The 24910-nt window shown below is 43.4% G+C and carries 19 protein-coding genes; 6 read left to right on the top strand and 13 right to left on the bottom strand.

The features are described from left to right. Nucleotides 1-110 precede the first annotated feature (110 nt). The 4 genes from ACT3QQ_RS03610 (at nucleotide 111) to ACT3QQ_RS03595 (ending at nucleotide 4760) form a co-directional block, all read left to right on the top strand. Nucleotides 111-1574 carry an NAD-dependent succinate-semialdehyde dehydrogenase gene (locus ACT3QQ_RS03610; protein WP_444526953.1) on the top strand — a complete coding sequence of 488 codons (1464 nt, stop codon included), beginning with the start codon at nucleotides 111-113 and terminating at the stop codon, nucleotides 1572-1574. Between the two features lie 141 nt (nucleotides 1575-1715). Next, nucleotides 1716-2990: a 4-aminobutyrate--2-oxoglutarate transaminase gene (gene gabT, locus ACT3QQ_RS03605; RefSeq protein ID WP_444526952.1), complete on the top strand. Its 1275-nt coding sequence runs from the start codon at nucleotides 1716-1718 to the stop codon at nucleotides 2988-2990. An 87-nt stretch (nucleotides 2991-3077) separates the two neighbouring features. Continuing rightward, nucleotides 3078-3296 carry a hypothetical protein gene (locus ACT3QQ_RS03600; protein WP_444526951.1) on the top strand — a complete coding sequence of 73 codons (219 nt, stop codon included), beginning with the start codon at nucleotides 3078-3080 and terminating at the stop codon, nucleotides 3294-3296. Nucleotides 3297-3317: 21 nt separating this feature from the next. Beyond that, nucleotides 3318-4760, top strand: a complete 1443-nt coding sequence (locus tag ACT3QQ_RS03595) for an APC family permease (RefSeq protein WP_444526950.1) — start codon at nucleotides 3318-3320, stop codon at nucleotides 4758-4760. Between the two features lie 79 nt (nucleotides 4761-4839). Here the strand turns inward: ACT3QQ_RS03595 and ACT3QQ_RS03590 are convergent, their stop codons facing one another. The 6 genes from ACT3QQ_RS03590 to ACT3QQ_RS03565 form a co-directional block, all read right to left on the bottom strand. Then, nucleotides 4840-6213 carry an NAD-dependent succinate-semialdehyde dehydrogenase gene (locus ACT3QQ_RS03590; RefSeq protein ID WP_444526949.1) on the bottom strand — a complete coding sequence of 458 codons (1374 nt, stop codon included), beginning with the start codon at nucleotides 6211-6213 and terminating at the stop codon, nucleotides 4840-4842. A gap of 84 nt (nucleotides 6214-6297) precedes the next feature. Further along, entirely contained in the window at nucleotides 6298-7413 is a 1116-nt protein-coding gene (aguA, locus tag ACT3QQ_RS03585) for an agmatine deiminase (RefSeq protein ID WP_444526948.1), read from the bottom strand. Nucleotides 7414-7481: 68 nt separating this feature from the next. Continuing rightward, the gene (gene aguB / locus ACT3QQ_RS03580) at nucleotides 7482-8351 is read right to left on the bottom strand and encodes an N-carbamoylputrescine amidase (protein ID WP_444526947.1); all 870 of its coding nucleotides are present in this window, start codon (nucleotides 8349-8351) and stop codon (nucleotides 7482-7484) included. A 136-nt stretch (nucleotides 8352-8487) separates the two neighbouring features. Continuing rightward, the gene (locus tag ACT3QQ_RS03575) at nucleotides 8488-9981 is read right to left on the bottom strand and encodes a Na+/H+ antiporter NhaC family protein (RefSeq protein ID WP_444521686.1); all 1494 of its coding nucleotides are present in this window, start codon (nucleotides 9979-9981) and stop codon (nucleotides 8488-8490) included. Between the two features lie 198 nt (nucleotides 9982-10179). Further along, nucleotides 10180-11511, bottom strand: coding sequence for an NAD(P)/FAD-dependent oxidoreductase (locus tag ACT3QQ_RS03570; RefSeq protein ID WP_444523028.1), 1332 nt, complete (start codon nucleotides 11509-11511; stop codon nucleotides 10180-10182). Between the two features lies 1 nt (nucleotide 11512). Further along, nucleotides 11513-12859, bottom strand: a complete 1347-nt coding sequence (locus ACT3QQ_RS03565) for a glutamine synthetase family protein (RefSeq protein WP_444526946.1) — start codon at nucleotides 12857-12859, stop codon at nucleotides 11513-11515. Nucleotides 12860-13215: 356 nt separating this feature from the next. Here ACT3QQ_RS03565 and ACT3QQ_RS03560 point away from each other — a divergent pair, with 356 nt between their 5' ends. Beyond that, nucleotides 13216-13953 carry a gamma-glutamyl-gamma-aminobutyrate hydrolase family protein gene (locus ACT3QQ_RS03560; RefSeq protein WP_444526945.1) on the top strand — a complete coding sequence of 246 codons (738 nt, stop codon included), beginning with the start codon at nucleotides 13216-13218 and terminating at the stop codon, nucleotides 13951-13953. Then, on the top strand, nucleotides 13931-14614 hold the full coding sequence (locus ACT3QQ_RS03555) for a cupin domain-containing protein (RefSeq protein ID WP_444526944.1): 684 nt from the start codon (nucleotides 13931-13933) through the stop codon (nucleotides 14612-14614). Before ACT3QQ_RS03560 ends, ACT3QQ_RS03555 begins: the two co-directional genes overlap by 23 nt. Nucleotides 14615-14710: 96 nt before the next feature. Here the strand turns inward: ACT3QQ_RS03555 and ACT3QQ_RS03550 are convergent, their stop codons facing one another. From ACT3QQ_RS03550 to carB, 7 genes are all read right to left on the bottom strand, one after another. After that, entirely contained in the window at nucleotides 14711-16021 is a 1311-nt protein-coding gene (locus ACT3QQ_RS03550; RefSeq protein WP_444526943.1) for a glycosyltransferase family 4 protein, read from the bottom strand. A gap of 151 nt (nucleotides 16022-16172) precedes the next feature. Further along, entirely contained in the window at nucleotides 16173-17045 is an 873-nt protein-coding gene (locus ACT3QQ_RS03545; RefSeq protein WP_444526942.1) for a TIGR03915 family putative DNA repair protein, read from the bottom strand. Nucleotides 17046-17120: 75 nt separating this feature from the next. After that, nucleotides 17121-18389, bottom strand: a complete 1269-nt coding sequence (locus ACT3QQ_RS03540) for a putative DNA modification/repair radical SAM protein (protein ID WP_444526941.1) — start codon at nucleotides 18387-18389, stop codon at nucleotides 17121-17123. Nucleotides 18390-18530: 141 nt separating this feature from the next. Continuing rightward, on the bottom strand, nucleotides 18531-19106 hold the full coding sequence (locus ACT3QQ_RS03535) for a hypothetical protein (protein ID WP_444526940.1): 576 nt from the start codon (nucleotides 19104-19106) through the stop codon (nucleotides 18531-18533). Nucleotides 19107-19313: 207 nt separating this feature from the next. After that, the gene (locus ACT3QQ_RS03530; RefSeq protein ID WP_444526939.1) at nucleotides 19314-20204 is read right to left on the bottom strand and encodes a hypothetical protein; all 891 of its coding nucleotides are present in this window, start codon (nucleotides 20202-20204) and stop codon (nucleotides 19314-19316) included. 471 nt (nucleotides 20205-20675) lie between these two features. Further along, on the bottom strand, nucleotides 20676-21152 hold the full coding sequence (greA, locus tag ACT3QQ_RS03525; protein ID WP_444526938.1) for a transcription elongation factor GreA: 477 nt from the start codon (nucleotides 21150-21152) through the stop codon (nucleotides 20676-20678). A 330-nt stretch (nucleotides 21153-21482) separates the two neighbouring features. After that, the gene (gene carB, locus ACT3QQ_RS03520; protein WP_444523502.1) at nucleotides 21483-24761 is read right to left on the bottom strand and encodes a carbamoyl-phosphate synthase large subunit; all 3279 of its coding nucleotides are present in this window, start codon (nucleotides 24759-24761) and stop codon (nucleotides 21483-21485) included. Nucleotides 24762-24910 lie beyond the last annotated feature (149 nt).

Raw genomic sequence — 24910 nt, 5'->3', positions numbered from 1 at the left:
TAGAATACGTGTTCAGTATATTGAACAAAAAATAAATTATCAATAATTATTTACGACTGACTATTGTATACATTCTTATAAACACATCCTATATGACAAGGAGCGTCACCATGTCACACGCGCTGCAGTTATCAAATCCAGATTTACTCAAACAATCTTGCTTCATTAAAGACGGCTGGCATGCTGCTAGTGATGACGCTGTGCTTGATGTAAATAATCCTTTTAACGGCGACCTTATTGGTACTGTACCAAGCCTCACGACAGAAGATGTCAACGAAGCAGTTGCTTATGCTCATGATGTCCAAGCAGAGTGGGCAGCAAAAACAGCCAAAGAGCGTGCAGAGTTATTGCAAAAATGGGCTGATCTAATCGATGCCAATAAAGAAGACTTGGCTATTATTATGACCGCTGAGCAAGGCAAGCCACTTACTGAATCACGTGGTGAAGTGGGTTATGCCAATAGCTTTATTCGCTGGTTTGCTGAAGAGGGCAAGCGTGTCTATGGCGATGTGATTCCAGCTAATAGCTCACAGCTACGTCATGTTGTTCTTAAACAGCCAGTTGGTGTTTGTGCAGCTATCACGCCTTGGAACTTCCCAGCTGCAATGATCACGCGTAAAGTTGCTCCTGCGCTAGCAGCAGGCTGTACGATTATCGTCAAACCTGCTACCGAAACGCCATATTCTGCATTGGCACTTGGTGTGTTGGCAGAGCAAGCGGGCATCCCAGCTGGCGTCATTCAGGTTGTAACTGGTAAATCATCAACTATCGGCGACATCTTAACGGGTGATGCACGCATTCATAAATTGTCATTCACAGGCTCTACAGAAGTAGGCCGTACGTTGATGGCACAATGTGCACCAACTATCAAGAAACTGTCATTAGAGTTGGGTGGCAACGCGCCATTTATCGTCTTTGATGATGCGGATCTAGAAAAAGCTGCTACCGGCTTAATCGCTTCTAAATATCGTAATGCTGGTCAGACTTGTGTTTGCGCCAACCGCGTATATGTTCAAGACAGTATCAAAGATAAATTCTTAGAGGTGTTTGTCAAAAAAGTTGCTGAATTAAAAGTAGGTAATGGTTTAGAAGAAGGCGTAGATATCGGTCCTCTTATCAACCAAAAAGCGTTAGATAAAGTTCAAGCCTTGCTAAAAGACGCACTAGATAAAGGCGCAAAACTGGTCACTGGTGGTAGTGTCAACGATGCTTCAGAATTGACTTATAACCCAACGGTTATCACAGATATTAGCAGTGATATGTACATCGCTTCTGAAGAGATTTTTGGACCAATTGCGACCATCTTTACCTTCAAAGACGAAGCAGAAGTTATTCGTGCTGCTAACGATACTATCTATGGCTTGGCCGCTTACTTCTATAGTGGTGATTATGCTCGCTCATGGCGTGTGACTGAAGGCTTAGAGTACGGCATCATTGGACACAACACTGGTTTGATTTCTACAGAAGTTGCGCCATTTGGTGGTGTGAAGCAGTCTGGCTTTGGCCGTGAAGGCTCAAAATATGGCATCGAAGATTATATTACGACCAAATATTGGTGTTCTGACGTTAGCTAATATAACGATAGCTAACGCACAAGCACATTTTAATAGTAGCTAGCCATTGTGATTGGTATTAATGATACGAGTACCAATCACAGCAATACCGATAGTAATGAATTTAATACAACCAACACCACATTAAAAAAGGACATTCTGATGACTACGAACACCCAAACCACTAACGAAGCATTACTTGCCCGTCGTAAAGCTGTTTTACCAACAGGACTTGGGGTTGCCTTTCCTATCTTTGCAGAAAAAGCAAAAAACTCAGAGATTTGGGATGTTGAAGGCAAGCGTTATATTGATTTTATCGGTGGTATCTCGGTATTAAATACGGGTCATAGTCATCCAAAAATCACTCAACGTGTACATGAGCAAGTTGACAAATTCACGCACACTGCTGCGCAAATTGTTAGCTATGAAAGCTATGTTGATCTTGCAGAAAAACTGTGTGAAAAAGCACCTATCAGCGGTCCAACTAAAGCACTATTTTTGACCACTGGTGCTGAAGCAGTCGAGAACACGATCAAAATTGCTCGTGCTAAAACTGGCCGTCCAGGCGTTATCTCTTTTGTTGGTGGCTGGCATGGTCGCACGCTAATGTGCATGAGCTTGACTGGTAAAGTATTGCCGTACAAAAAGAACTTTGGCCCAATGCCTGGTCCTGTATTCCACGCATTGTTCCCTGCTGAAGAATTGAACGTTACAGAAGCACAAGCGCTACATAACCTTGATATGATTTTTCAGGCAGATATTGATCCAAGCGAAGTGGCGGCAATGATTATTGAGCCTATTCAAGGTGAGGGTGGCTTCCATCAGGTCACGCCATCATTTGCTAAAGCATTACGTGAAATTTGTGATGAGCACGGTATTGTATTGATTTTTGATGAAGTCCAATGTGGTTTTGCCAGAACGGGTACTTTGTTTGCAGGCGAGCAGTTGGGTGTTGAGCCAGACTTAATGACCACAGCTAAGAGTTTGGCTGGTGGCTACCCTGTATCAGCAGTGGTTGGTCGCGCTGATATTATGGACGCGCCGCAAGTAGGTGGTTTGGGTGGTACGTATTCTGGTAGTCCGATTGCATTAGCAGCAGCATTGGCTGTAATAGAAGTAATTGAAGAAGAGAATTTGCTTGAACGCAGTGTTGTGATTGGCGATACCATTGCCGAATTCTTAAAAGGCTTAAACCTAAGTAGCATTGGCAACGTTCGCTATAAAGGTGCCATGCTAGCATTTGATTTAGTGGATAGCGAAGGCAAGCCAGATGCTGCTGCCACTGCCAATCTTAAACAAAAATCTTTTGAGCAAGGTTTGTTATTAGCGTCTTGTGGCATGTATGGCAATGCGATCCGTGTGATGGTGCCATTGACAGTTGAAGATGAAGTGCTACAAGAAGGCCTTGATATCATCAAAGGTATTCTAACTGCATAAAAAGTATTGAGTGTCGTTTATTTTAGCGATGGACCGCTTTTAACCAAGTACAGCTATTTCAAGTACCGATATTGGTTAAAAGATTGTATGAAAGATAACGGCAAGGTTGCTCTTCTTATGACACTCACTTTGAGTGAGCTTTTTAACGGCGCCTTGCAAGTCAAGACGCCGTTTTTGTTTTTGCTGTTTGAATACTATACCGATGGCAAATCTAAATTTTACGGCGACGCGACAGAGACAACAAATATGATGGGTATTATCCCATTTAACAAAAATAGTGTAACTGTAAAAGGTTTACACGGATGAAACACAGACAAGGAGTAGGTTATGTCTGAATTAAAAAAGTCGTTAGGGGTGTTCGATATCATTGCACTGGCATTCGGTGCTATGGTTGGTTGGGGCTGGGTGGTACTGGCGGGTAGTTGGATCATCTCAGCAGGTATATGGGGCGCAATTAGCGCCTTTTTGGTAGGCGGTCTGGTAGTTGTTTTGATTGGTGTGACGTATGCTGAACTCGCTGCTTCTATGCCAATTACTGGCGGTGAGCATACTTATACCCATCGAGCGCTAGGGGTTAATATCTCCTTTATTTGCTCATGGAGTATTTTGTTTGGTTATTTCTCGGTCGTCGCTTTTGAGGCAGTAGCGCTGCCCACCGTCGTCGAATATATCATTCCCAATTATAGCCAAGGATATCTTTGGAATATTGCTGGTTGGGATGTTTATGCCACTTGGGTAGGTGTCGGTATGCTCGGCTCAGTGATTGTCACTTGGCTGAACATACGCGGTATGGAAGTCAGTGCATGGTTCCAAAAAACAGCAGTAGTCGGTATTTTTCTTGTTGGTGTATTACTGTTCGTGGGTGCATTACTATTTAGTCCTGAAACCTCTAACTCTGTACAAGCGCCTAACTTTATTGGCGGTATGGGCGGCATTATGACTGTGATGGTGATGGTACCGTTCTTGTTCGTTGGCTTCGATGTCATTCCTCAAGCGGCAGAAGAGATCAATCTATCTCGCCCGAATATCGGCAAGTTTTTGATCGTCTCTATCATCATTGCCGTGCTATGGTATGTTGCTGTCGCTTGGAGTGTGGGTAAGACTTTACCGCTATTACAAGCGCAAGATTCGACATTGGCAACGGCTGATGCGATGACCAATGCTTGGAATGGTAAATGGGCTGGTACGCTGCTAGTTATTGGTGGTGTGCTTGGTATTCTATCGAGCTGGAATGCGTTTCTGATCGGTGGTAGCCGTCTGCTATATGCTATGGGTAAAACGCATATGTTGCCACAGTTTTTGTGCAAGCTGCATCCGAAATACAACACACCCGTCAATGCGATTTTATTGATCGGTGGTCTAGCGACACTTGCACCATTGTTTGGTCGTAAAATGCTGGTATGGATTGTAGATGCTGGCGGGTTCGGTATCGTTATTGCCTATAGCTGCGTGGCCCTATCATTCCTAGTACTGCGCTACCGTGAGCCTGATATGGTACGACCATTTAGAGTACCAGCAGGTAAACTGGTGGGTATTATCACCATTATCCTAAGTCTTGGTATGCTCACGCTTTATTTACCAGGTATGCCATCAGCACTCGTCCCGATTGAGTGGTGGATTTTCCTTGGCTGGATCGTACTTGGCGGGGTGTTATACGGTTATGCTACGATGAAGCATCCTGGCAAAAGTAAAGACATTATGGACCATGAGCTGCGCGAGCTGAAAACGGCTAACCAGCAATGGTTAAAAGAAAATCCATATAAAAAGTAAACTTACCTTAATAAGCTTCCCATAAAAAAGCCTAACGTCAAACGTTAGGCTTTTTTTTCATTCAACTAAGTTCAATCTATTAAGACTTATCACGGATAAGCTTATAGTTTAAGAACTCGGTGATACCAAGGGTACCAAGTTCACGGCCAAAACCTGAACGTTTAACACCGCCAAATGGCGTATTAGCCTCAGAACCAGAAGGCGCGTTAATAGTAACCATGCCCACTTCTAATTTGTCAGCAATTTCAGCAGCCAGCGCTGCATCTTGCGTTTGGATAGACGCACCTAGACCAAAAGGAACATCGTTGGCGATCTTGATAGCATGCTCGATGTCATTTGCTTTGTAGACGACTGCCACAGGACCAAACAGCTCCTCACGATATACGTCCATTGATTCAGTCACATCTGTCAGTACCGCAGGCTTAAACCAAGCACCAGGCTTGTCTTTCTCCATGCCACCTTCTACCAATACCGTTGCCCCTGCTTGGATAGCGCTATCTAACTGTGACTGCAAATTGACCGCAGCAGCTTTTGATGACATTGGGCCAATGAACGTATCTTCTTTGAGCGGGTCAGCCAAAGTCATGTTGCTGACTGCATTGGTAAAGCCTTCAACAAATTTATCATAGACCGATTCGATAACGATCAAACGCTTGGCTGCGTTACAAGCTTGTCCTGTATTACCGAAACGACCAGAGATAGCGCCTTGTATCGCTTGCTCGATATCGGCATCGGCTGCGACGATGAAAGCATCTGAACCACCCAATTCTAGAACGACTTTTTTGAGTGCGCCGCCAGCTTCTTTTGCCACAGCTTGACCAGCACGTTCAGAACCTGTTAATGAGACACCTTGAACGCGTGCGTCGTTGATGATGGTCGCTGATTGCTCGTTGGTCGCAAAGATATTGTTATAGACACCTTTAGGTACGCCAGCATCTTTAAAGATATCGACGATAATTTCTGCGGTTTTTGGACACTGCGGTGCGTGTTTTAAGATAATCGTGTTACCCGCCATAAAGTTTGGCGCGACAAAACGGGCGACTTGGTAATGTGGATAGTTCCACGGCATGATGCCTAAAAGCGCGCCTACAGGATGCTTTTCTACCGATGCTGATCCGCTATCGACGTCAATAGTACTAGGTGCTAGCAGTTGCTCAGCGTTGTCTGCATAGTAGCGAAAAATATCAGCAACCAGACCGATTTCACCTTTTGCCTGTGCAACGGGCTTGCCCATCTCATTAGCGACGATGCGTGATAGCTCATCTTGACGCTCAAGATAGATATCAGCGATTTTATGCAGTAGTGCACTGCGCTCATCTAATGAGATGTGACGCCAATCTTGATAAGCGCTGTCGGCTTGCTCAATGACCTGTTGGATATCTTGTTCAGTGGCAGTAGGGTAAGTGGCTTCTACTTCGCCAGTGGCTGGGTTACTAACCTGATAGTCGCTCATATTGTGTCCTTTATTTTAAAATATTATTGAGTTTATCGTCCATTTGGGTCTATCTTTTTATACAGGCACTTTTACTTAATAATTTTAATTGTTACTTTTGACTGATGGTTTTGGTTGCTGCTGCGTAATACAGTGAATATTACCGCCACCAAATACAATCTCTCTTGTTCGTACTCCCACTACCTGATGTTGAGGAAAGACTTTTTCAAGCTGTTCGATGGCGAGTGCATCATTTATATCATCATATTGCGGCACGATGACCGCGTCATTACAAATCAAAAAATTGGCATATGAGGCAATACAGACATCACCTGTCAGACGTGGTTTGGCATCATCAGATTGGACAATGTCGTAATCGTCAGGCAAGGTTACTGGCTGCTGGGTGCAGCAAAGCTTATGGACTTTTAGAGGTCTGCCTTTTGCATCGGTCATATTTGAGAGCTGCTTATAGGCTTTTTGCGTTGCTTCATAAAACGGATTTTCAGGATCATCAGTGAACAAGCAAACCACTTCACCCGGGCGTGCAAAGCAGGCAATATCGTCAATGTGACCTGTAGTTTCATCAGGGTCAATACCATCATCAACCCAAAGCACTTTTTGAACATTGAGATAAGCTTTTAATTTGTCCTCAATCTGCTGCTCGTTCAGATGTGGATTGCGCCCCGGACTTAGCAGACACATACGCGTGGTCAGAACCGTGCCTTCACCATCGACATGAAACGCGCCACCTTCCATAACGAAGTTATCCGTTCGATAACGCGGAATATCTAGCTGCTCACACAGTCGTTCTGCGAGCTTATCATCGTCATCCCATGGTGAATAGAGGCCATCATAGTCTCCGCCCCATGCATTGAATGTCCAATCACAAGCACGTAGCTCACCTGCATCATTGATTAAAAATGACGGAACGGTATCACGCGCCCACGCATCATTGCTAGGCATAGAGATAACGTCGATATCATCAGGTAAGCTATCGCGGCACTGCTGATAGTCGTCAGGATTGACCAGCACGCCAACTGCACAAAACTTGTTAATCGCCAATGCTACATCAGCATAAGCTTTTTTTGCAGGGACAGCTTGTTGTCGCCAGTTATCAGCACGGTATGGCCAGACCATCCAGACTTTTTGTATTGGCTCAAACTCTGCTGGCATATAAAAACCATCTTGCTGCGGGGTTGAGTCTGTCAGTAATATAGACATAAAATCACCTTATCGTACACGAGCGACTATAAAAATAATGAGAGTAAACTAAAGAAACGGAAATCGAGTTAACCGTGAGTGAGCAGCGTGCCATACATTGATGGACGACGATCACGGAACACGCCCCATTCCTGACGTTCGATAGCCAGTTGATCTAAGTCAAAGGTCATACTCATTACTTCACTCGTATCTGCTGACGCTTCCTTTATAATCTCCCCGCGACCGTCGGTAATGAACGAGCTACCATAGAACTGCATCGTGCTGTCATTGCCATGTTGACTGATAGTTTCAGTGCCAATGCGATTGGCTGCAATGACTGGCATCAGGTTGGCTGCAGAATGGCCTTGCATACAGCGCTGCCAATGGCCTTTTGAATCGATGCCAAGCGTTGGCTCATCGCCAATAGCAGTCGGGTAAAACAGCAACTCGGCACCCATCAATGCCATGCTACGAGCGCATTCAGGGAACCACTGATCCCAGCAGATACCCACGCCAATCTTAGCGTACTTGGTTTGCCAAACTTTGAACCCTGTATCGCCAGGGGTAAAGTAGAATTTTTCGGCATAAGGAATGCCATCTGGGATATGCGTTTTGCGATAAGTGCCCAATATCTCACCATCGGCATCGATGACAGTGATGCTATTAAAAAAGGTATTACCTGATTTTTCATAGAAACTAATGGGTAATACCACTTCTAACTCTTTTGCCAGTTTTTTAAAGTGATTGATAGCGGCATTATCTTCAACTGAGGTCGCCAGTTTGAAATAGTCAAAATCATGAACTTGGCAAAAGTAGGGCGTCTCAAACAACTCTTGTAGCAAAATAATATTGGCACCATCATTGGCCGCTTTTTTTACCAAGTCAGTCGCGGTTGCAATGTTTTGCTGGATATCCCAACTGCATGTCATCTGAGTAGTTGCCACAGTAACGTTTCGCATGATTTAAATCCTTTTATTGATCGATAGGTAATACTATAGGTAAATGGTGATTTGTATTTTCTAACGAACAATTTCTCATCATTCGTTAGTGTATAGTTTAACCATAGTTAAGCTAATTTTAGACAAGTTTATACGCTTAAGCCATCATATAACCCAATCCTAAGAAAGTGAAGACAGTTAGTACTGCTCCTAACAATGCATAAGGGAATTGGGTAAAGGCATGCTGCATAGGAGAGCAGCCAGCACCTTGCGCGGCAAGCAATGATGAGTCACTAAAGAAGCACGCATGACTACCGAACGATGAAGCCGATAACAAGGCGCCAATCATAAGTGGTGTGCTTACGCCAAGGGCGAGTGATATTGGGAATACAATCGGCATCGCCAACACGTACAGACCCCAGCTTGATGCGGTCGCAAAAGTTAAGAAAGCCATCACAGCGAAAATAATCGCAGGGAAGATAATGACCGTCATGTGCGGTGAGATAGCGTCAATGACATACATCGTCATACCAAGCTCGTCGTTAATGGCTTTCAAAAAGAAACCACCAATAACGGTCGAGAGAGGATAGAGCATGACTTTAAAGCCTTTAAAGATAGACTCCATTTGTGTCTCAAAGCTTAAGATACCTTGCATCCAATAGATAACAACCGTCACAAAACAGGTTAATAGTGCACCGCGTAACAGGTCAACTTCAAAGTAGATGGTCGAGACAATCAACAGAATCATTGGAAAAGCAAAATTAGCGATATTGGCTTTGAACGATAACGTGCGTTTGGCTTTAACATTTGACACTAACTGCTCATCGACGAAAGCCTCTGGAACAGGGTTGCCAGCTTTGGCGCGTTTTTCAGCTCGTTTCATTGGTCCCCAGTCGCCTAGAATACCGTAAGCCACTAAAAATACGATGAGTAGCGCAAACCATGCATAGGCCATGTAAGGAATAGCGCTGATATAAAGTCCGATACCGCCGCCATCTGCCGCTACGCCATTTTCTTCTAGTAGACCTGCAAAGTAAACTGCCCAAGTCGAGATAGGCACGATGATACACATAGGAGCGGCGGTTGAATCGACAATATAGGCGAGCTTTTCGCGAGAGACATTATAGACGTCAGTGAGCTTTTTAACGGAAGTAGATACCGCCAAGCAGTTCAAGTAATCATCAATAAATACCACAACGCCCAACGCAAAAGTAGCCAATAACGACTGACGACGCGACTTGATGATTTTTTGTAGCCATTCACTAAAACCATTTAAGCATCCACTGATTTCAAGGAGCTGGATAAGACCACCCATGAGACCACAAACGAGTACGATCCAAATAATGGTTTCGTTACCGAGTACAGCTGAGATATTATCTGCGAAAGGGGAAACTAAATCGAATGGGTTGAGCATAACGAGGCCAGCGACGCAGCCTGCGATCATAGATTCAAAAGGACGCCTAGAGATGATAGCGGTGACTAATACTAATAAGGTGGGTAATAAGGACAAAGCACCCCAAGATTCATCTGGGCCGCGACTCATAGAAAGCCAAGCAAAGGCTAGATAAATAACAGCGGCTACTACTACGGTGAGAAAGACTCGCTTATTATGATAGTGCCCTTCGACAGCATCATTGAGTTTCATGTTCATGTTTACACTCCCTATAGAACATAATTTTTTAAAACAAACTCTATTTTGTGGTTGATGCTCGATAGAGAGTAGCGAAACAACTTTCTATCAAGCTTCCTATCACAGCAATCCATTACTGTGATAGATCAGTGCAACAGTAGTTTTTATGAGAAAAGCGTTGAGTATATCGTCCGCTTTTATGCAAGGTTGATCATGTGTTTACATGCCAGTCTTGTCCTTTAGCGCGTACCACCATGACCCCATCATAGAGTAGGGCACTCGTAGTGCGCGACCACCAGGGAAAGGAATCCAAGGAATTTTCGTAAATGTATCAAACTCTTTTGTGTTGCCATTGATAGCATCAGCCAGTATCTGTCCAAACAGATGCGAGCCTGTCACACCGTGACCACTATACCCATGGGCAAAATATACTCGATCATGTAGCTTGCCCATTTGCGGCACACGTGAAAAAGACAGCGCAAAGTTACCGCTCCATGCATAGTCAATTTTTACATCACGCAGCTCTGGGAAGATTTTATTCATGTTGGGTCTGATTTTGGCGGTGATATCAGAGGGATCTTGACCGCCGTAGACCGTACCGCCGCCAAACAACATGCGCTTGTCTGCTGACAGACGATAGTAGTCAAGGATATAGCGGACATCTTCAACACAAACATCAGTAGGGAGCAGCTGATCGGCCAAATCACCCAATGGTTCGGTGGCAATAATTTGCGTTGATACTGGCATAACTCGATCAGTCAGTTTAGGAATGACTTTGTTTAAGTACGCATTACCGCACATAACGGCTTGTTTACAAGTGACCGTACCAAACTCAGTAATGACCTTGATATGGTCATCAGCATATTCAACATCAACGACTAAGGTGTTTTCGTAAATAGTACCGCCACGTGATTCAATGGCAGCTGCTTCACCAAGCGCAAGGTTTAGTGGATGAAAGTGTCCACCTGAATGATCGATAACGCCGCCCACATACGCATCTGATTTGATGTGCTCTTGCATGCCGTATTTGTCGAGCATTTCACGGTCGTGCATACCATGGCTTTCCCACAGTGCATGCGTTTTTTGTAGGTCTCTTAACTGCCCGTTGTTTAAGGCGGCAAAGATGTTTTTTTCTTTCAGATCACAGCTGATATCGTAGTCTTTGATCAATCGGCGAATGATTTTGCCACCGCGAGTCACAAGCTGACCGACAAAATCGGCATTTTCTTGACCATAAGAGCTTTTGATTTTTTCCAAGCTGGCATTTAGACCATTGACAATCTGACCACCATTGCGACCTGATGCACCCCAACCGATCTGTGCGCCCTCAAGTACGACCACTTCGTGATCTGTTTCCATAAGATGCAGCGCCGTTGATAAGCCACTATAGCCACCACCTACTACGCAAATCTCAACATGAATGTCATTCTCTAGCTTCGGTCTATCTGGTTTAGGATTGCGACTGGCAGCATAATAGCTATCAGGATATTGCCCATTGTCTGAGTAGTGTGGAATATTGCGCGTGTTGTTAGACGGCTTGCTATTTGACATATTAGACATCCTGTAAATAGGTGAGGTATTCAAGATTGGTGACTTGCTGAGCAAAGCGCATGGCTTCTTGCTTTTTAACGGCAATCAGAAGTTCAATCATCTCGCTTGGGAATAGTGCATCAATGACGTCGCTGTTTTCAAATTGACGAATGGCTGATAACCAATCTAATGGCAAGGTTTTAAGGTCTTCATCATTATAAGTAATACTATTGATTGGATCTGGGGCTTCTAGTTTGTTTTCGATACCATACAACATGCCTGCTAGTACCGCACTACAGACTAAGTAAGGGTTGGCATCGGCACCTGAAACGCGGTGTTCGATACGGCGTGCTCTTGAATCTCCACCTGGAATACGTACCGCTGCTGTACGGTTTTCATAACCCCATGACACATTATTTGGTGCTAGTGTACCTGGTGCAAAGCGGCGATAAGAGTTGACGTGTGGTGCAAAAAGTAATGTGCAGTCTGACATAGTCTTTAGTAGACCAGCGACGGCATGACGTAGCATATCCGAGCCTTCATCTGAACCATCGTCAAAGATATTATTGCCATCTTTATCTAGCAAGCTGCAATGTACATGAAAGCCATTACCAGACTGTAGACCAAAAGGTTTGGCCATAAAAGTGGCAGTGAGCTTGCGACGAGCAGCGACTGCTTTGACCACTTGTTTGAATAGTATCGCATCGTCAGCGGCTTTTAGTGGATCATCGACATGCAATAAGTTGATCTCAAACTGACCACAGCCGTTTTCTGCCAATGCCGCATCAACAGGAATATCGAGTTTCTCACACTGAGCATAGACTTCGTCTAAAAACTCATCAAATTGTAATAAATCATTGATACTAAGAATAGAGGTTTTGTTCAGTCTCAGGCCGCTCTTAGGACGGATAGGTGGTTTGGGTGTCTCTCCCTCAGTATAGTCAACCAAATAAAACTCAAGCTCGGTTGCCATGACAGGTGTCAAACCAAGCGCTTTGAATTTGTTGCTAATAAAGTTCAGAACGTGGCGAGCATCACCGTAGTAAGGCTCATTGTCTTCGGTATAGAGCCAAACAGGTAGCAGAGATGATGGTGCACTGGTATTTAGAAGCGGAGAAGCAGCACGACCAGTAGGGCGAGCAATGGCATCGATATCGCCATTACACTGAGAAGATTCAATGACATCAGCACCCCAAATATCGACACCTAAAATAGATAGTGGTAATCGAATATCGCCACTTTGTGCTTTTTCCATTTGATTATATGGGATGCGTTTACCGCGAAGTAACCCGTTGATATCACCCGCCGCAATATAAACATACTCGGTATTATTTGTTGCCGTACTTATAGTTTCACTATTCGTTGTCATCTCTTCTATCCCTGTCAGTTTCAAACGATTTTGGTTGGCTTTTATAATTTAACTAACAATATTAAATACTTAGTATTCAGTGCTTAGCGAATTTCAGAAAGCTATCTGTTAATGTGCACAATGTATAGAAATTGTTTTGTGTCATAAATATGTCTTTTAATATATGGATGAAGTTTATAGTTGTCAATATTTATTTTTATTTATCTAAAAGTAATTTATATAACTCATAATGACTTAAATAATTGTTGGTGAAGTTTATAGTTTACATTTAATGAGATATTGTGCTAAATTTTGGTTAAGTAAATACTTACACCATCTGGACATATAGGTTCGGATATCATATCTAGGGAAAGAATATGTCTACTACTAAGCCAATTATCGCTATCGTGTCATGCCATAAGATGGTTGATGGTCAACCAGCACAAGCGGTATATCAAAAATATATCGATGCCATACAACACTATGGTGGGAACCCAATATTGCTACCTTACACCGCTGCTGATGACGCAAACTTTGAGACATTGATGTCGCTAGTAGATGGTATATTATTGACAGGAAGTTATAGCAATGTTGCGCCGACACGTTATGGCGCGACACACGTAGAAGAAAAGCAAGATTTGAATCGTGATGAGCTGAGCTTTAAGCTATTGGATTATTCAGACAAGTCTGGCACACCTTTATTAGCAGTGTGCCGTGGCTTACAAGAGATGAACGTGCATTTTGCGGGAACACTGTACCCAGATTGGCGTGAAATAGAAGGGTTTTATGAGCAGCATCTAGAGGACAATACGCAACCGCTCGAAGTACAATATCAGCCAGTACATGATGTTCTTATCCAGCCTGAAGGAAAGCTTGCAGCATTTGGTGAAGAGTGGCATGTCAACTCGTTACATAAGCAAGCAATTAATAAAGTGGGTGAGGGGTTATTTGTTGAGGCAGTCGCACGTGATGGACTGGTAGAGGCAATCAGCTTAGCAAAACATCCGTTTATGATTGGTGTACAATGGCATCCTGAACTAAATTATGCCAAAGATGGTTTTTCCAAATTTTTATTTACGGAATTTATTCATTATGCCAGTCAAACAAAATCCTGATAACAACGTCGATACTAATACCAGTATCGATGATGACATCAACGATGAAGAAGCGTGTTCTACTGAAGAGCAGGATATGCTTGAAGATACTCAAGAGTTAGAAAAGCCTGAAGAAAATATTGGTAAAAAGATCAATCAATTGCGACTTACCAAAGGTTTCTCGCAGCGTAAATTGGCGAGATTAGCAGGATTGACCAATACCTCCATCAGTGCTATCGAGCGTAATAAGGTTAGCCCTGCTGTCAATACGCTAAAAGCGATATTGAAAGTGCTCGATTCTGACCTAAATACTTTTTTTAGTGACGAGTGGAAAGAACGTAAAGACAGAGTAGTTGTTACGCCAAAAGATCTGGTAGAAATTAGTGAGCCAAACAGTCGAGTCTCTATCAAACAAGTATTTAATGGTAGTCCGATCAAGAATTTAGGGTTTTTGATAGAGGTTTACCAGCCGAATAGTTCGACTGAAGATAGGATTTCTCATGAAGGTGAGGAGATAGGTACCGTGATCGAAGGCAAGATTATCATTCGTATTGATGATACTACTTACCTGTTAAATGAAGGCGATAGCTACGTGATTAAAACCTGTCTGCCTCATACTTTTATTAACCCAACTAATGCCATCACTCGCATTATCAGCGCGCACACCCCAGCGACTTACTAAACTGGCTTACTGGTTTGAGTGCTCATCAACACTCAATATTTAAAAGGTCATTTTAATAAAGGCTACTTTCAGCGTTGAAAGTAGCCTTTTTTGCGTTCAATCTGTTGTAGTATCTGCTTTTCTCGGTTTTTCTTTCGTCAGTTTTATTTTTGGATTTTTAGCAACAGGTTCAATATTTTTGACCGCGACATTCAGGGCAGGTTTGGCCGCTTTCTTGAGGCTTTTTTTAATTCTTTGCACTGCGATTGCATCTGCCTCCGCTTGTTCTTCCGCTAGTGCTGCCTTATGTAAACCTTCATATACCTCAAGCGTCTTATCAATCATCTCTCGCATGGTAAATTTATTGGTCATTTCAGGGCGAGTCACACTCTCCAGCTGATTTCTAACGGCTTTACAGAGCGCATTGGCATTGTATTTTTTGACCAGCCCTTGTGGATAGAGCGGTTGTAAAATCTCGCTAAAGGCTGCTTGATCCCAACCAATAACTGGCGTACCTAGATGTATGGCTTGTAGGGCGTTGATACCGATTGACTCTGGCTCATTGGCAAGTGCCATCACAATATTGGCCGCCGATAGCCATTCCCGCATGTCATTACGTTTGCTACCTACATAAGTAATGCGTTCAGCAAGTCCTAAGCTGTTGGTACGTTGGCGAAAGTCTTCATGAGCGACATCACCATCTTTATAGTCTTCATCCATAATAATGACATGAATATTGGGGAACTGTTCTTGCAGGTTGCCCAAGATATCAATGAGCCACTCTTGTCCATACTCATTACCGATGACAGTTGGAAATACTAGCCATTTTTTGTGCTCAAGCTCAGGATACTCAGCGAAGGTATGGCGTAGCCAATAGACGGAAGGATTATGACGATAAGGGTAGCGCCGAGTATCGATGCCGCGATAAATACGCGTGATGACTTTAGGGTCTACGTCCTCTAGGTCCTCGATGCGCAGTCCTTTTCTTAGGTATTGAGTGACACTATCAGATACAGTGATTATCGTATCAACGTTGAGCAAGGCTTGAGAGTACTTATTAATAGGATAAAAACCATACATGGTCGAGACCAGTTTGGGAAACCGTCTGATGCGTGCTCGGCGCAGTGCCAAATGCAGTATCCATGCAGGTGTACGCGAGTGTATATGGATGACATCAGGTTCGTGCTTTTCTATCAAATGTCGCAGTGCAGAAACTTGTAGCAATGCTAGCCAAGACTTTTTATTCACATGCAGTTGATGGTATATATTGCCATCACGCTTGAGACGTCTAACCAAATCATTGTCTTCATCGGCACTCGAGACAATAATAGAAGTATGCTCATTTTTGACCAATGCCCGCCCAAGATGAAAAATGCCGCGCTCGGATTCATCATGCTTTAGAGACGACAGTAAGCGCATAACTTTCATAATAGCGTTGGTCACCAGTTAGTAATATCAATTTGCTATTGTCAGTGAAAAGCGACTAAAACTCAACCACCAAGATAAAAAGATGAGGTCAGATAGGCATGGTTTTAGAATATATAAGTGTAAGACATAGATTAACGAATACTAAAAACCACTAACGCCGTTTTTGTAAATGTTCAGCATTGGGCAGCATTTGCTTTTCACTCAAGTACTTCCAGTAGCGCTGTGGCAAGTATTGCTTATGTAGTTTAGGGTTTTTGCGTTCTTTGATATTGACGTTGGTAAAGTACCCTTGCCAAAATTTTTGATAGCGTTGTTCGTTCTCACTATGGATGCTGGCAGGATTGCGCAAGACTGCATCATCGAGATCGGTGATGGTTTGCAGCTTTGCTGGTCGTGACAACGTACTATTACTTTTATCATAATAAATGCCAAATCCACGACTGATATCATAGATTGCCCAATGCTGATCTTGATAACGCTGGCGAAAATGCTCTCCAATCAGTGGCAGCACATTAAAGTCAGGCTCTACACGTGCAAAATAAATATCGTCAGTGGTATGCTCAAAACGTACAAACGCCTCCATGCGATGTTTTTCACGGCCAACAGATTTGACTGTTTGTATTAGTTCGAGAACATTTAAATTACCAAGATCTTGCATGATGTGGCGGTTAGGGTAGTCGATAGCGTATTTGACCACGCGGAATAACGTCGTACCGATATCCTCTTTCTCTGATAAAAATCCCCATAAGATATTTCGCATACCTGAGCGTCCTAGTAGCTTATTCAGTTTTGTGAGGACGCGCTCGGCTTTGTCTTCATCAGTTGCTACGCTGGTTGCTTGAGCAATGAGTGAAGGCCTATAGCAATCTTGAGCGGTTAGCTTCAGTGATATGTCATTTTGTAGGCGGTTGGCATAGACATGAAATACCGCACTCAGCCAACCTTCAAAGCTAGGCTCATACAGTATAATACTAGGCGTTAACTGACCGACAGCGTAAGAGTTATTTTGTATAAGTGCTGACATGTTTTATCCTATATTTCTAGCATAACTACAGTAGCGAGATAGCGATTTCTCTAACGTACATTACCTAGAGCAACTCTAAAATAAAGCCAATTGCCCGCTACGCTGATCGTTAAACTTAGTCTGCGTTTGAGCCAATACGTACTGACGGAAATTATCGCGCGTTAAATGAGCAAGGTGTTCGTTTTTGCCAGTGGTTGCGATAAAGTATTTGGCACGGTTGACCGCAGCGCCCATTTTTTTGAGATGGTATAGCGTCAATTGATTGAATTTACGCGCTTTCACAATTTTCTTAGCAGTCTTTGTACCGATACCAGGAATACGCACAATCATCTCATAAGTCGCTGTCTGAATGTTAACTGGGAAATGCTCACGATGGCGTATCGCCCAAGCAAGCTTTGGATCACAGTCTAAATCTAAAAACGGCGACTCTGGCTCTACAATCTCATGCGCGCCAAAACCATAAAAGCGCATTAACCAATCCGCCTGATACAGACGATTCTCTCGCACCATCGGTACAGGTGTGCCAATCGCTGGCAGACGATTATCGGAAAGCATCGGCACATAACCTGAGTAGTAAACACGCTTGAGATCATACTTTTTGTAGAAGTGACTCGATAACTGAATCACCTGCAAATCAGTCTCGTTACTGGCACCAACGATCATTTGGCTAGTCTGACCTGCTGGCGTGAACTTAGGCACTTTTTTATGAGTCTTGCGGCTCTCACGAATAGTGATGATTTCTTCTTTTACCGTTTCCATTGGCGCTTTTAATTGCTCATGTGATTTTTCTGGTGCAAGTAAAGCCAACCCTGATTTAGTCGGAATCTCGATATTGACGCTCAAACGATCCGCATACAGTCCTGCTTCTAGCAGCAGCTCTTTTGATGCACCTGGTATAGTCTTTAGATGGATATAACCATTGAATCGCTCGCGCGTACGTAAGAGTTTGGCGACTTCGACCAGTCGCTCCATGGTATAGTCACCACTTTTAAAGATACCAGAGCTGAGAAATAGCCCTTCGATATAGTTACGGCGATAAAACTGCATGGTTAAATCGACGACTTCTTCGACACTAAACGCGGCACGCGGTGTCTCATTGCTTTTACGTGAGGTGCAATAAGCACAGTCGTAAATGCAGTGATTGGTCAAAAGAATCTTTAACAGGCTGACACATCGGCCATCTTCGGTATAGCTGTGACAGATACCTGTCGCTGAAGCATCGCCTAGTCCGCCGCCTTGGTTTTTACGAGTACCAGCGGAGGATGAGCAAGAGACATCATACTTGGCAGCATCAGCCAGAATATTGAGTTTGCCCTGTAATCTTTCATAATTGATGTTTGCCATAAGTCGCCTTTTACCAATTAATAGATGAAGAATTATTTTACCAAAATTATCGCTAAGTCATTGTATTTATAGGTGAATTTTAAACGATATGCGACAACGGTTGTCGTCACGAGAGTCTGTATCTTTGGATATGATTTGAATTTATATAAAGATTTTTTCAGCCAATAATCCAACCACCAATCCGCCAACAATACTTGCAATACCAAGCAATAAGAGAGGAATGGATAGTATCGTGAATATCTGTGCTTGGCTTTTTTGAATCTCAATAGAGTAGTGGTTTAAATCAATATCTGCTAACGGTATGGCGCCTCCTATCATTGCTTGAAATCTTGAGGTACTTGACCCTGGTACCAGTTTCAATTCGTAACGACCCGCTTCCGCCTTAAAAGTAAAAAGTTCAACTCTTCCAGTATCAAAATTGTTTGAGCGCGGAGACAGTATTGAGCGATTAAGCTTAATTTCTTTATCAGTAGCGGTATTGCGGATATGTGGTCTAAACTGAGGTAGTGGCGTTTTTTTGAAAAGAGGGCCTTTGTGCCAGATTGCATAGACGCCTGATTTTGTAACAGTGAAGTGGCCTAGGTTATCATTGTACGGCAGCATCAATAATTTAACGCCATTGAATGCATTCTTAAACCATTTTATCGCTTTAAATACAACAAATATGCCGATAAGAATAAGGATGAATAAAAGTATTCTAAGAGATAGGATGCTCATTATTCATCTTCCTTAGTGGTATAAATATGCGTAATAAAATGTTTTAACCAATATCAGTACGAGGTGCATTTTAAATCAACACACATTTATTTATATCATAATCAGTGAGCTATTTTTAAAAAAGGTCTTGCTGACTAGATAGCTAGTCCACAAAACCTTTCACATATACTAATAACTATCGAATTATAATACGCAGCAATCTCAGCTTTATTGTACCTTGACACGTATTACTACGGTTTGACTTCCATTGGCATTAAGGTTTGCTAAGTTCCATCTCAGACCAGAATAGCTTTCTTGTATGGCCACCGTATTGCCAATTTGTTGAATGGTTTGATAGCTGTTACCGTCGGTGGTGGCAAACGTTGGTAGAGGACTGTTCAACGAGGCCAGTTGGACACCACTCGGTAGTGAGATCATGGCGTTGATGTCATTGACCGGCTGTGCCGTGGTATTGGTATACGTGGTGTGATACTCGATCACATCGCCTGAGGCAATATGATTGGCAGGAACGGCAATTTCACGTCCATCAGCATTTTTTAGAATTTTCATGACTTTAGTGTTGGCATTGACTACGTCAGGTGTACTAAAAGTAGGGGACAGTTGCAACGTATCTAAAGTTGTTTTCGTCGCTACTTGATTGATCACTGGCTGTTGCATAATAACTGGCGGGGTGACGTTGGTTGCAACAGGTAGTACTTGTGCCACGCTACTGGCAGGCGTGGTAATCACATCTACTTTAGTGACGCGATTAGTCGTTCGATTGGTCACTGGTACGCTAGTAACGGTCGCCATACCTTGAACAACAGAAGACTGATGTACGACATAACGTGGGACAGTGGTCACCTGAGTCACCGCATACGGTATGCCGTCTTGCATAGTGATACCGCTTGGTGTCGCCGTAATAGTAGCAGTATTGCCATCAGAGTATTGCTCGACCACGGTAGTGCTACCGCTGTTAGATGAACCAATAGTGACCTCAGGGGCAGCATTGACTGATGAGGCGGCTAACAGAATACCTGTTAGTATTGCAGAAATAGCTGCATTTTTTGCCATAGTCGTTTTAGCAGTTGATGCTTGAAAACCATCGTTTGTAATCATAAATATTTCCTCAAAAATAGCAGTAATTAATACAACAGTAGATAATGCTTAGACAAACAAAACCCCCGCTAAATGACACCAAAAAATATGCCAAATAACGAGGGTAGTCGTGCTGATATTAGCCTATGTTTGCGATCAGGTCATCATTATTTTTAGTGAAAGCGCAGCAGTGCTAACTCGTATAAAAGTTATTCAATCTTAAATACTTCTTATTGAATAGACTTAATATTGAAGCTGTTGTGCTCTCAAACTCAAATAATTATGCGCCAAAAAAAATCATGGTTAAAAGCAGCATTATGTAACCGAAATAGTGTAAATACTATTCATGCGTATTATAGCTTTTATCTGCGGAATTGAATGGCAAAGTAGCCAAACGCAACCGTTGCAATAAAAGCTATTGTCTAAAGGTCATTTCTCAAAATATTTCTAATTGAGGGCGTTAAATTTTTAGATTAAAACACAGTTTATCTATTAGCCGTAGATCACTTTCATAACTTCGTATTCAACCATGCCCTTTGGTGTTTCGATGCGTACTTCGTCGCCTTCGAACTTGCCAATCAGGCCACGAGCGATTGGTGAGTTGACTGAGATTTTGCCAGCTTTAAAGTCAGCTTCATCATCGCCAACGATTTTGTACTGTTTTTCTTCTTCAGTGTCCATGTTTTCGATCACGACACTAACGCCAAATACGATACGGCCTTCTTGTGGTAGAGTCGAAGGATCGATAACTTGAGCGCCACCAAGTTTCGCTTCGATATCGCGAATACGCGCTTCACAAAAACCCTGTTGCTCACGGGCAGCATGGTATTCAGCATTTTCCTTCAAATCACCATGTTCGCGTGCTTCAGCAATCGATGCTGTGATGCGTGGACGGTCGACACTTTTTAGCTGTTTTAATTCGGCTTCTAAAGCTGCGTGTCCTTGCGGAGTCATTGGGTAACGTTGCATGTTTTTTCCTTAAACCAATAACACCACACCACCTCATAATGAGATGGTGTCAGTGTTGTTGCAATGGATATAAAATATAAAAGAGTGATAATTAAGACGATGTAATAAATAAGTTGGCTATCATTTATGAGTGTATTTCACCTCAATTCAAGCATAGACGCACTTAAGCTTACGTAATAAAAAGCATAGTCGCAATTTAGCCACTATGCTTTTTAGGTCTATCACAGTAAAGGTATCGTTCCTCAAGCATGGTTGGCTATATTTAAAGCAAACAACCAACGCTGAGTGAGCTTCTAGGCAAGCCTAACGGTTATGCTTAATCTACTGAAATTATTCAGCCACGTCAATAGACTTTGCTTGCTCATGCAAATCTTGTAACTTATAGACATCAAACGGTAAGTCAATCGCATAAGACTTGCAAACTGCATCAGCAGCACCTAACGTGGTAACGTAGAATACTTTGCCTTGTAGCGCACTACGGCGAATAGAGAACGAATCCTCTTGTGCCTGCTTGCCTTCAGTTGTATTAATGATAAGGTCGATTTTACCATTTTTCAAGGCATCAACGATATGCGGGCGACCTTCAGTAACCTTGTTGATTTGCTGACTTTCGATACCAGCGTCGCTCAGTATTTTTTGCGTGCCAGTGGTCGAGACAATCTTGAAGCCAAAGTCTGCAAGCTGACGAGCAATCGGAGCGATTTGGGCTTTGTCACTATCACGAACTGAGATAAAGACAGTTTTTGTCTCGCCTTCAGTTGGCAAACCTGGCAGACGCTCATTACTACCGATAATGGCTTTGTAGAATGCTTCGCCAAAGGTTTTGCCCACGCCCATCACTTCGCCTGTTGATTTCATTTCAGGACTTAAGATTGGGTCAACACCCGGGAACTTAGCGAATGGGAATACCGCTTCTTTGACCGCATAGAATGCTGGAACAATTTCAGTCGTGAAGCTTTGGTCTTTAAGTGAAGTACCAGCCATGCAGCGAGCGGCAACCTGCGCTAACGACGTACCGATACACTTAGAAACAAACGGTACTGTACGTGCAGCACGTGGGTTCACTTCTAAGATATATACGGTTTCACCTTTTACGGCGAACTGTACGTTCATTAGACCGACAACGCCTAGCTCTTTTGCCATGGCGATCGTCTGCGCGCGCATCACATCACATAGCTCTTTAGACAGTGAGTATGGTGGTAGTGAGCATGCTGAGTCACCTGAGTGGACACCAGCCTGTTCGATATGTTGCATGATACCGCCAATGACGACATCAGTGCCATCACAGACACAGTCTACATCGACTTCGATAGCATCATCTAAGAAGCGATCTAGTAGGACAGGTGCTTCGTTCGACGCTTGTACCGCAGTACGTAGGTAATGTCTTAGCTCATCTTCGTTATAGACGATTTCCATCGCACGGCCACCCAATACATAAGATGGACGTACAACCAATGGGTAGCCTACGTCTTTTGCTTTAACCAAGCCATCTTCTAGGCTGGTTGCTAATGCGTTCGACGGCTGTACTAAATTAAGCTGTTGAATCATGTGCTGGAAGCGCTCACGGTCTTCAGCACGGTCGATGGCGTCTGGACTGGTGCCGATGATTTTAACGCCTGCTGACTCTAATGCACGAGCAAGTTTCAATGGCGTTTGACCACCGAACTGTACGATCACGCCATCAGGGTTTTCAATACGGACGATCTCTAGCACGTCTTCTAATGTGATCGGCTCAAAGTACAAGCGGTCAGAAGTGTCATAGTCGGTTGAAACCGTTTCAGGGTTACAGTTGACCATGATAGTTTCGTAACCATCTTCACGCATGGCAAGCGCTGCATGCACACAGCAGTAATCAAACTCGATACCTTGGCCGATACGGTTAGGACCGCCACCGATAACCATAATTTTCTTTTTGTCTGTTGGGTTGGCTTCACACTCGCTATCGTACGTTGAGTACATATAAGCCGTGCTAGTCGCAAACTCAGCGGCACAGGTATCTACACGCTTATAGACTGGATAGACGTTTAGATCCCAACGCTTTTTGCGTAGCTGCTTTTGGGAAACACCAAGCAATTTAGCAAGACGTAAATCTGACAACCCTTTACGTTTAAAGCTACGCAAATTATTTTCAGTCAAGCCACCAAAGCCAAGTGATTTAACAGTAGCTTCTGTTTTAACGATGTCTTCGATCTGTACCAAGAACCATGGGTCAATTTTGGTAAAGTTAAACACCTCATCGACGCTCATACCAATGCGAAACGCATCAGCGACGTAGTAGATACGCTCAGGTGTTGGAATGGTTAGGCGGTTGATAATTTCGCTACGCGCTTTTTCAGTACTCAGCTTACCGTCTTTAATAGCAGCAAAATCAATCTGCTCATCAAATCCGTCCGCGCCTGTTTCCATACCGCGTAGTGCTTTTTGCATAGACTCTTGGAAGTTACGACCAATTGCCATTACTTCACCAACTGACTTCATCTGAGTCGATAAGATATTGTCTGCTTGTGGGAATTTTTCAAAGTTAAAGCGAGGTATCTTGGTCACGACATAATCAAGCGCAGGCTCAAAGCTTGCTGGCGTTTTGCCACCTGTGATGTCATTTTGCAATTCATCTAAGGTATAACCAATCGCTAGTTTTGCTGCGATTTTGGCAATCGGGAAACCAGTGGCTTTTGAAGCGAGGGCAGATGAGCGCGATACACGTGGGTTCATCTCAATGACGACCATACGGCCGGTATCAGGGTTGATACCGAACTGTACGTTTGATCCGCCCGTTTCCACACCAATTTCACGCAATACCGCGAGTGATGCGTTACGCATGATTTGATATTCTTTATCAGTCAAAGTCTGCGCTGGTGCAACAGTGATTGAGTCGCCTGTATGCACACCCATTGGGTCAAAGTTTTCGATGGCACAGATGATGATGCAGTTGTCGTTTTTGTCACGAACCACTTCCATCTCATATTCTTTCCAACCAATGAGTGACTCATCGATAAGCAATTGATGGTTTGGAGACAAGTCAAAACCGCGCTCACAGATTTCAATGAACTCATCGCGGTTATACGCGATACCGCCACCTGAACCGCCCATGGTGAATGATGGACGAATGATACAGGGATAGCCCATTTTTTCTTGAGTAGCAAAGGCTTCTTCCATAGTTTCAGCAGTTTCAGCACGCGGGCATTCAAGGCCGATACGCTTCATCGCTTTGTCAAATAAGTCGCGATCTTCTGCCATCTCGATTGAGTCTTTGGTCGCGCCAATCAGCTCACAGCTATATTTGGTCAGTACGCCATGCTTGTCTAAATCTAGCGCACAGTTTAGTGCAGTCTGTCCGCCCATCGTTGGTAGGATTGCGTCAGGACGCTCTTTGGCAATGATTTGCTCAACGGTCTGCCAAGTAATCGGCTCGATATAGGTGGCATCCGCCATGACGGGGTCAGTCATGATGGTCGCAGGGTTTGAGTTGACCAAGATGACGCGGTAGCCTTCTTCTTTTAGTGCTTTACACGCCTGTGCGCCTGAATAGTCAAACTCACATGCTTGGCCGATGACGATAGGGCCTGCGCCAATGATAAGAATGCTTTTTATGTCGGTACGTTTTGGCATAGTTAGAGCTACCTTCGTTTGGGTGATAATTTGAGTAATCTTTATTTTTGATAACGCTCATGGCGTTTTATACTTACCGTGTTTTACTTTACTTAAGGCCGCTTGAACCGCTATGTGCGATTCAAGCTTTTACTTATTATGTAATTATA

It is taken from the genome of Psychrobacter sp. AOP7-A1-24 (assembly GCF_052376235.1).
In the GTDB taxonomy this organism is placed as follows: domain Bacteria; phylum Pseudomonadota; class Gammaproteobacteria; order Pseudomonadales; family Moraxellaceae; genus Psychrobacter.
This window is presented reverse-complemented; position numbering and strand designations above follow the sequence as displayed.

What these genes read in the sequence shown, in the direction of transcription:
- aguB (WP_444526947.1), bottom strand. Translation starts at nt 8,351, where the DNA reads ATGCGAAACGTTACTGTGGCAACTACTCAGATGACATGCAGTTGGGAT.
- ACT3QQ_RS03560 (WP_444526945.1), top strand. Translation starts at nt 13,216, where the DNA reads ATGTCTACTACTAAGCCAATTATCGCTATCGTGTCATGCCATAAGATG.
- ACT3QQ_RS03595 (WP_444526950.1), top strand. Translation starts at nt 3,318, where the DNA reads ATGTCTGAATTAAAAAAGTCGTTAGGGGTGTTCGATATCATTGCACTG.
- aguA (WP_444526948.1), bottom strand. Translation starts at nt 7,413, where the DNA reads ATGTCTATATTACTGACAGACTCAACCCCGCAGCAAGATGGTTTTTAT.
- greA (WP_444526938.1), bottom strand. Translation starts at nt 21,152, where the DNA reads ATGCAACGTTACCCAATGACTCCGCAAGGACACGCAGCTTTAGAAGCC.
- carB (WP_444523502.1), bottom strand. Translation starts at nt 24,761, where the DNA reads ATGCCAAAACGTACCGACATAAAAAGCATTCTTATCATTGGCGCAGGC.
- ACT3QQ_RS03570 (WP_444523028.1), bottom strand. Translation starts at nt 11,511, where the DNA reads ATGTCAAATAGCAAGCCGTCTAACAACACGCGCAATATTCCACACTAC.
- ACT3QQ_RS03530 (WP_444526939.1), bottom strand. Translation starts at nt 20,204, where the DNA reads ATGATTACAAACGATGGTTTTCAAGCATCAACTGCTAAAACGACTATG.
- ACT3QQ_RS03575 (WP_444521686.1), bottom strand. Translation starts at nt 9,981, where the DNA reads ATGAACATGAAACTCAATGATGCTGTCGAAGGGCACTATCATAATAAG.
- ACT3QQ_RS03555 (WP_444526944.1), top strand. Translation starts at nt 13,931, where the DNA reads ATGCCAGTCAAACAAAATCCTGATAACAACGTCGATACTAATACCAGT.
- ACT3QQ_RS03550 (WP_444526943.1), bottom strand. Translation starts at nt 16,021, where the DNA reads ATGAAAGTTATGCGCTTACTGTCGTCTCTAAAGCATGATGAATCCGAG.
- gabT (WP_444526952.1), top strand. Translation starts at nt 1,716, where the DNA reads ATGACTACGAACACCCAAACCACTAACGAAGCATTACTTGCCCGTCGT.
- ACT3QQ_RS03610 (WP_444526953.1), top strand. Translation starts at nt 111, where the DNA reads ATGTCACACGCGCTGCAGTTATCAAATCCAGATTTACTCAAACAATCT.
- ACT3QQ_RS03535 (WP_444526940.1), bottom strand. Translation starts at nt 19,106, where the DNA reads ATGAGCATCCTATCTCTTAGAATACTTTTATTCATCCTTATTCTTATC.
- ACT3QQ_RS03545 (WP_444526942.1), bottom strand. Translation starts at nt 17,045, where the DNA reads ATGTCAGCACTTATACAAAATAACTCTTACGCTGTCGGTCAGTTAACG.
- ACT3QQ_RS03600 (WP_444526951.1), top strand. Translation starts at nt 3,078, where the DNA reads ATGAAAGATAACGGCAAGGTTGCTCTTCTTATGACACTCACTTTGAGT.
- ACT3QQ_RS03565 (WP_444526946.1), bottom strand. Translation starts at nt 12,859, where the DNA reads ATGACAACGAATAGTGAAACTATAAGTACGGCAACAAATAATACCGAG.
- ACT3QQ_RS03540 (WP_444526941.1), bottom strand. Translation starts at nt 18,389, where the DNA reads ATGGCAAACATCAATTATGAAAGATTACAGGGCAAACTCAATATTCTG.
- ACT3QQ_RS03590 (WP_444526949.1), bottom strand. Translation starts at nt 6,213, where the DNA reads ATGAGCGACTATCAGGTTAGTAACCCAGCCACTGGCGAAGTAGAAGCC.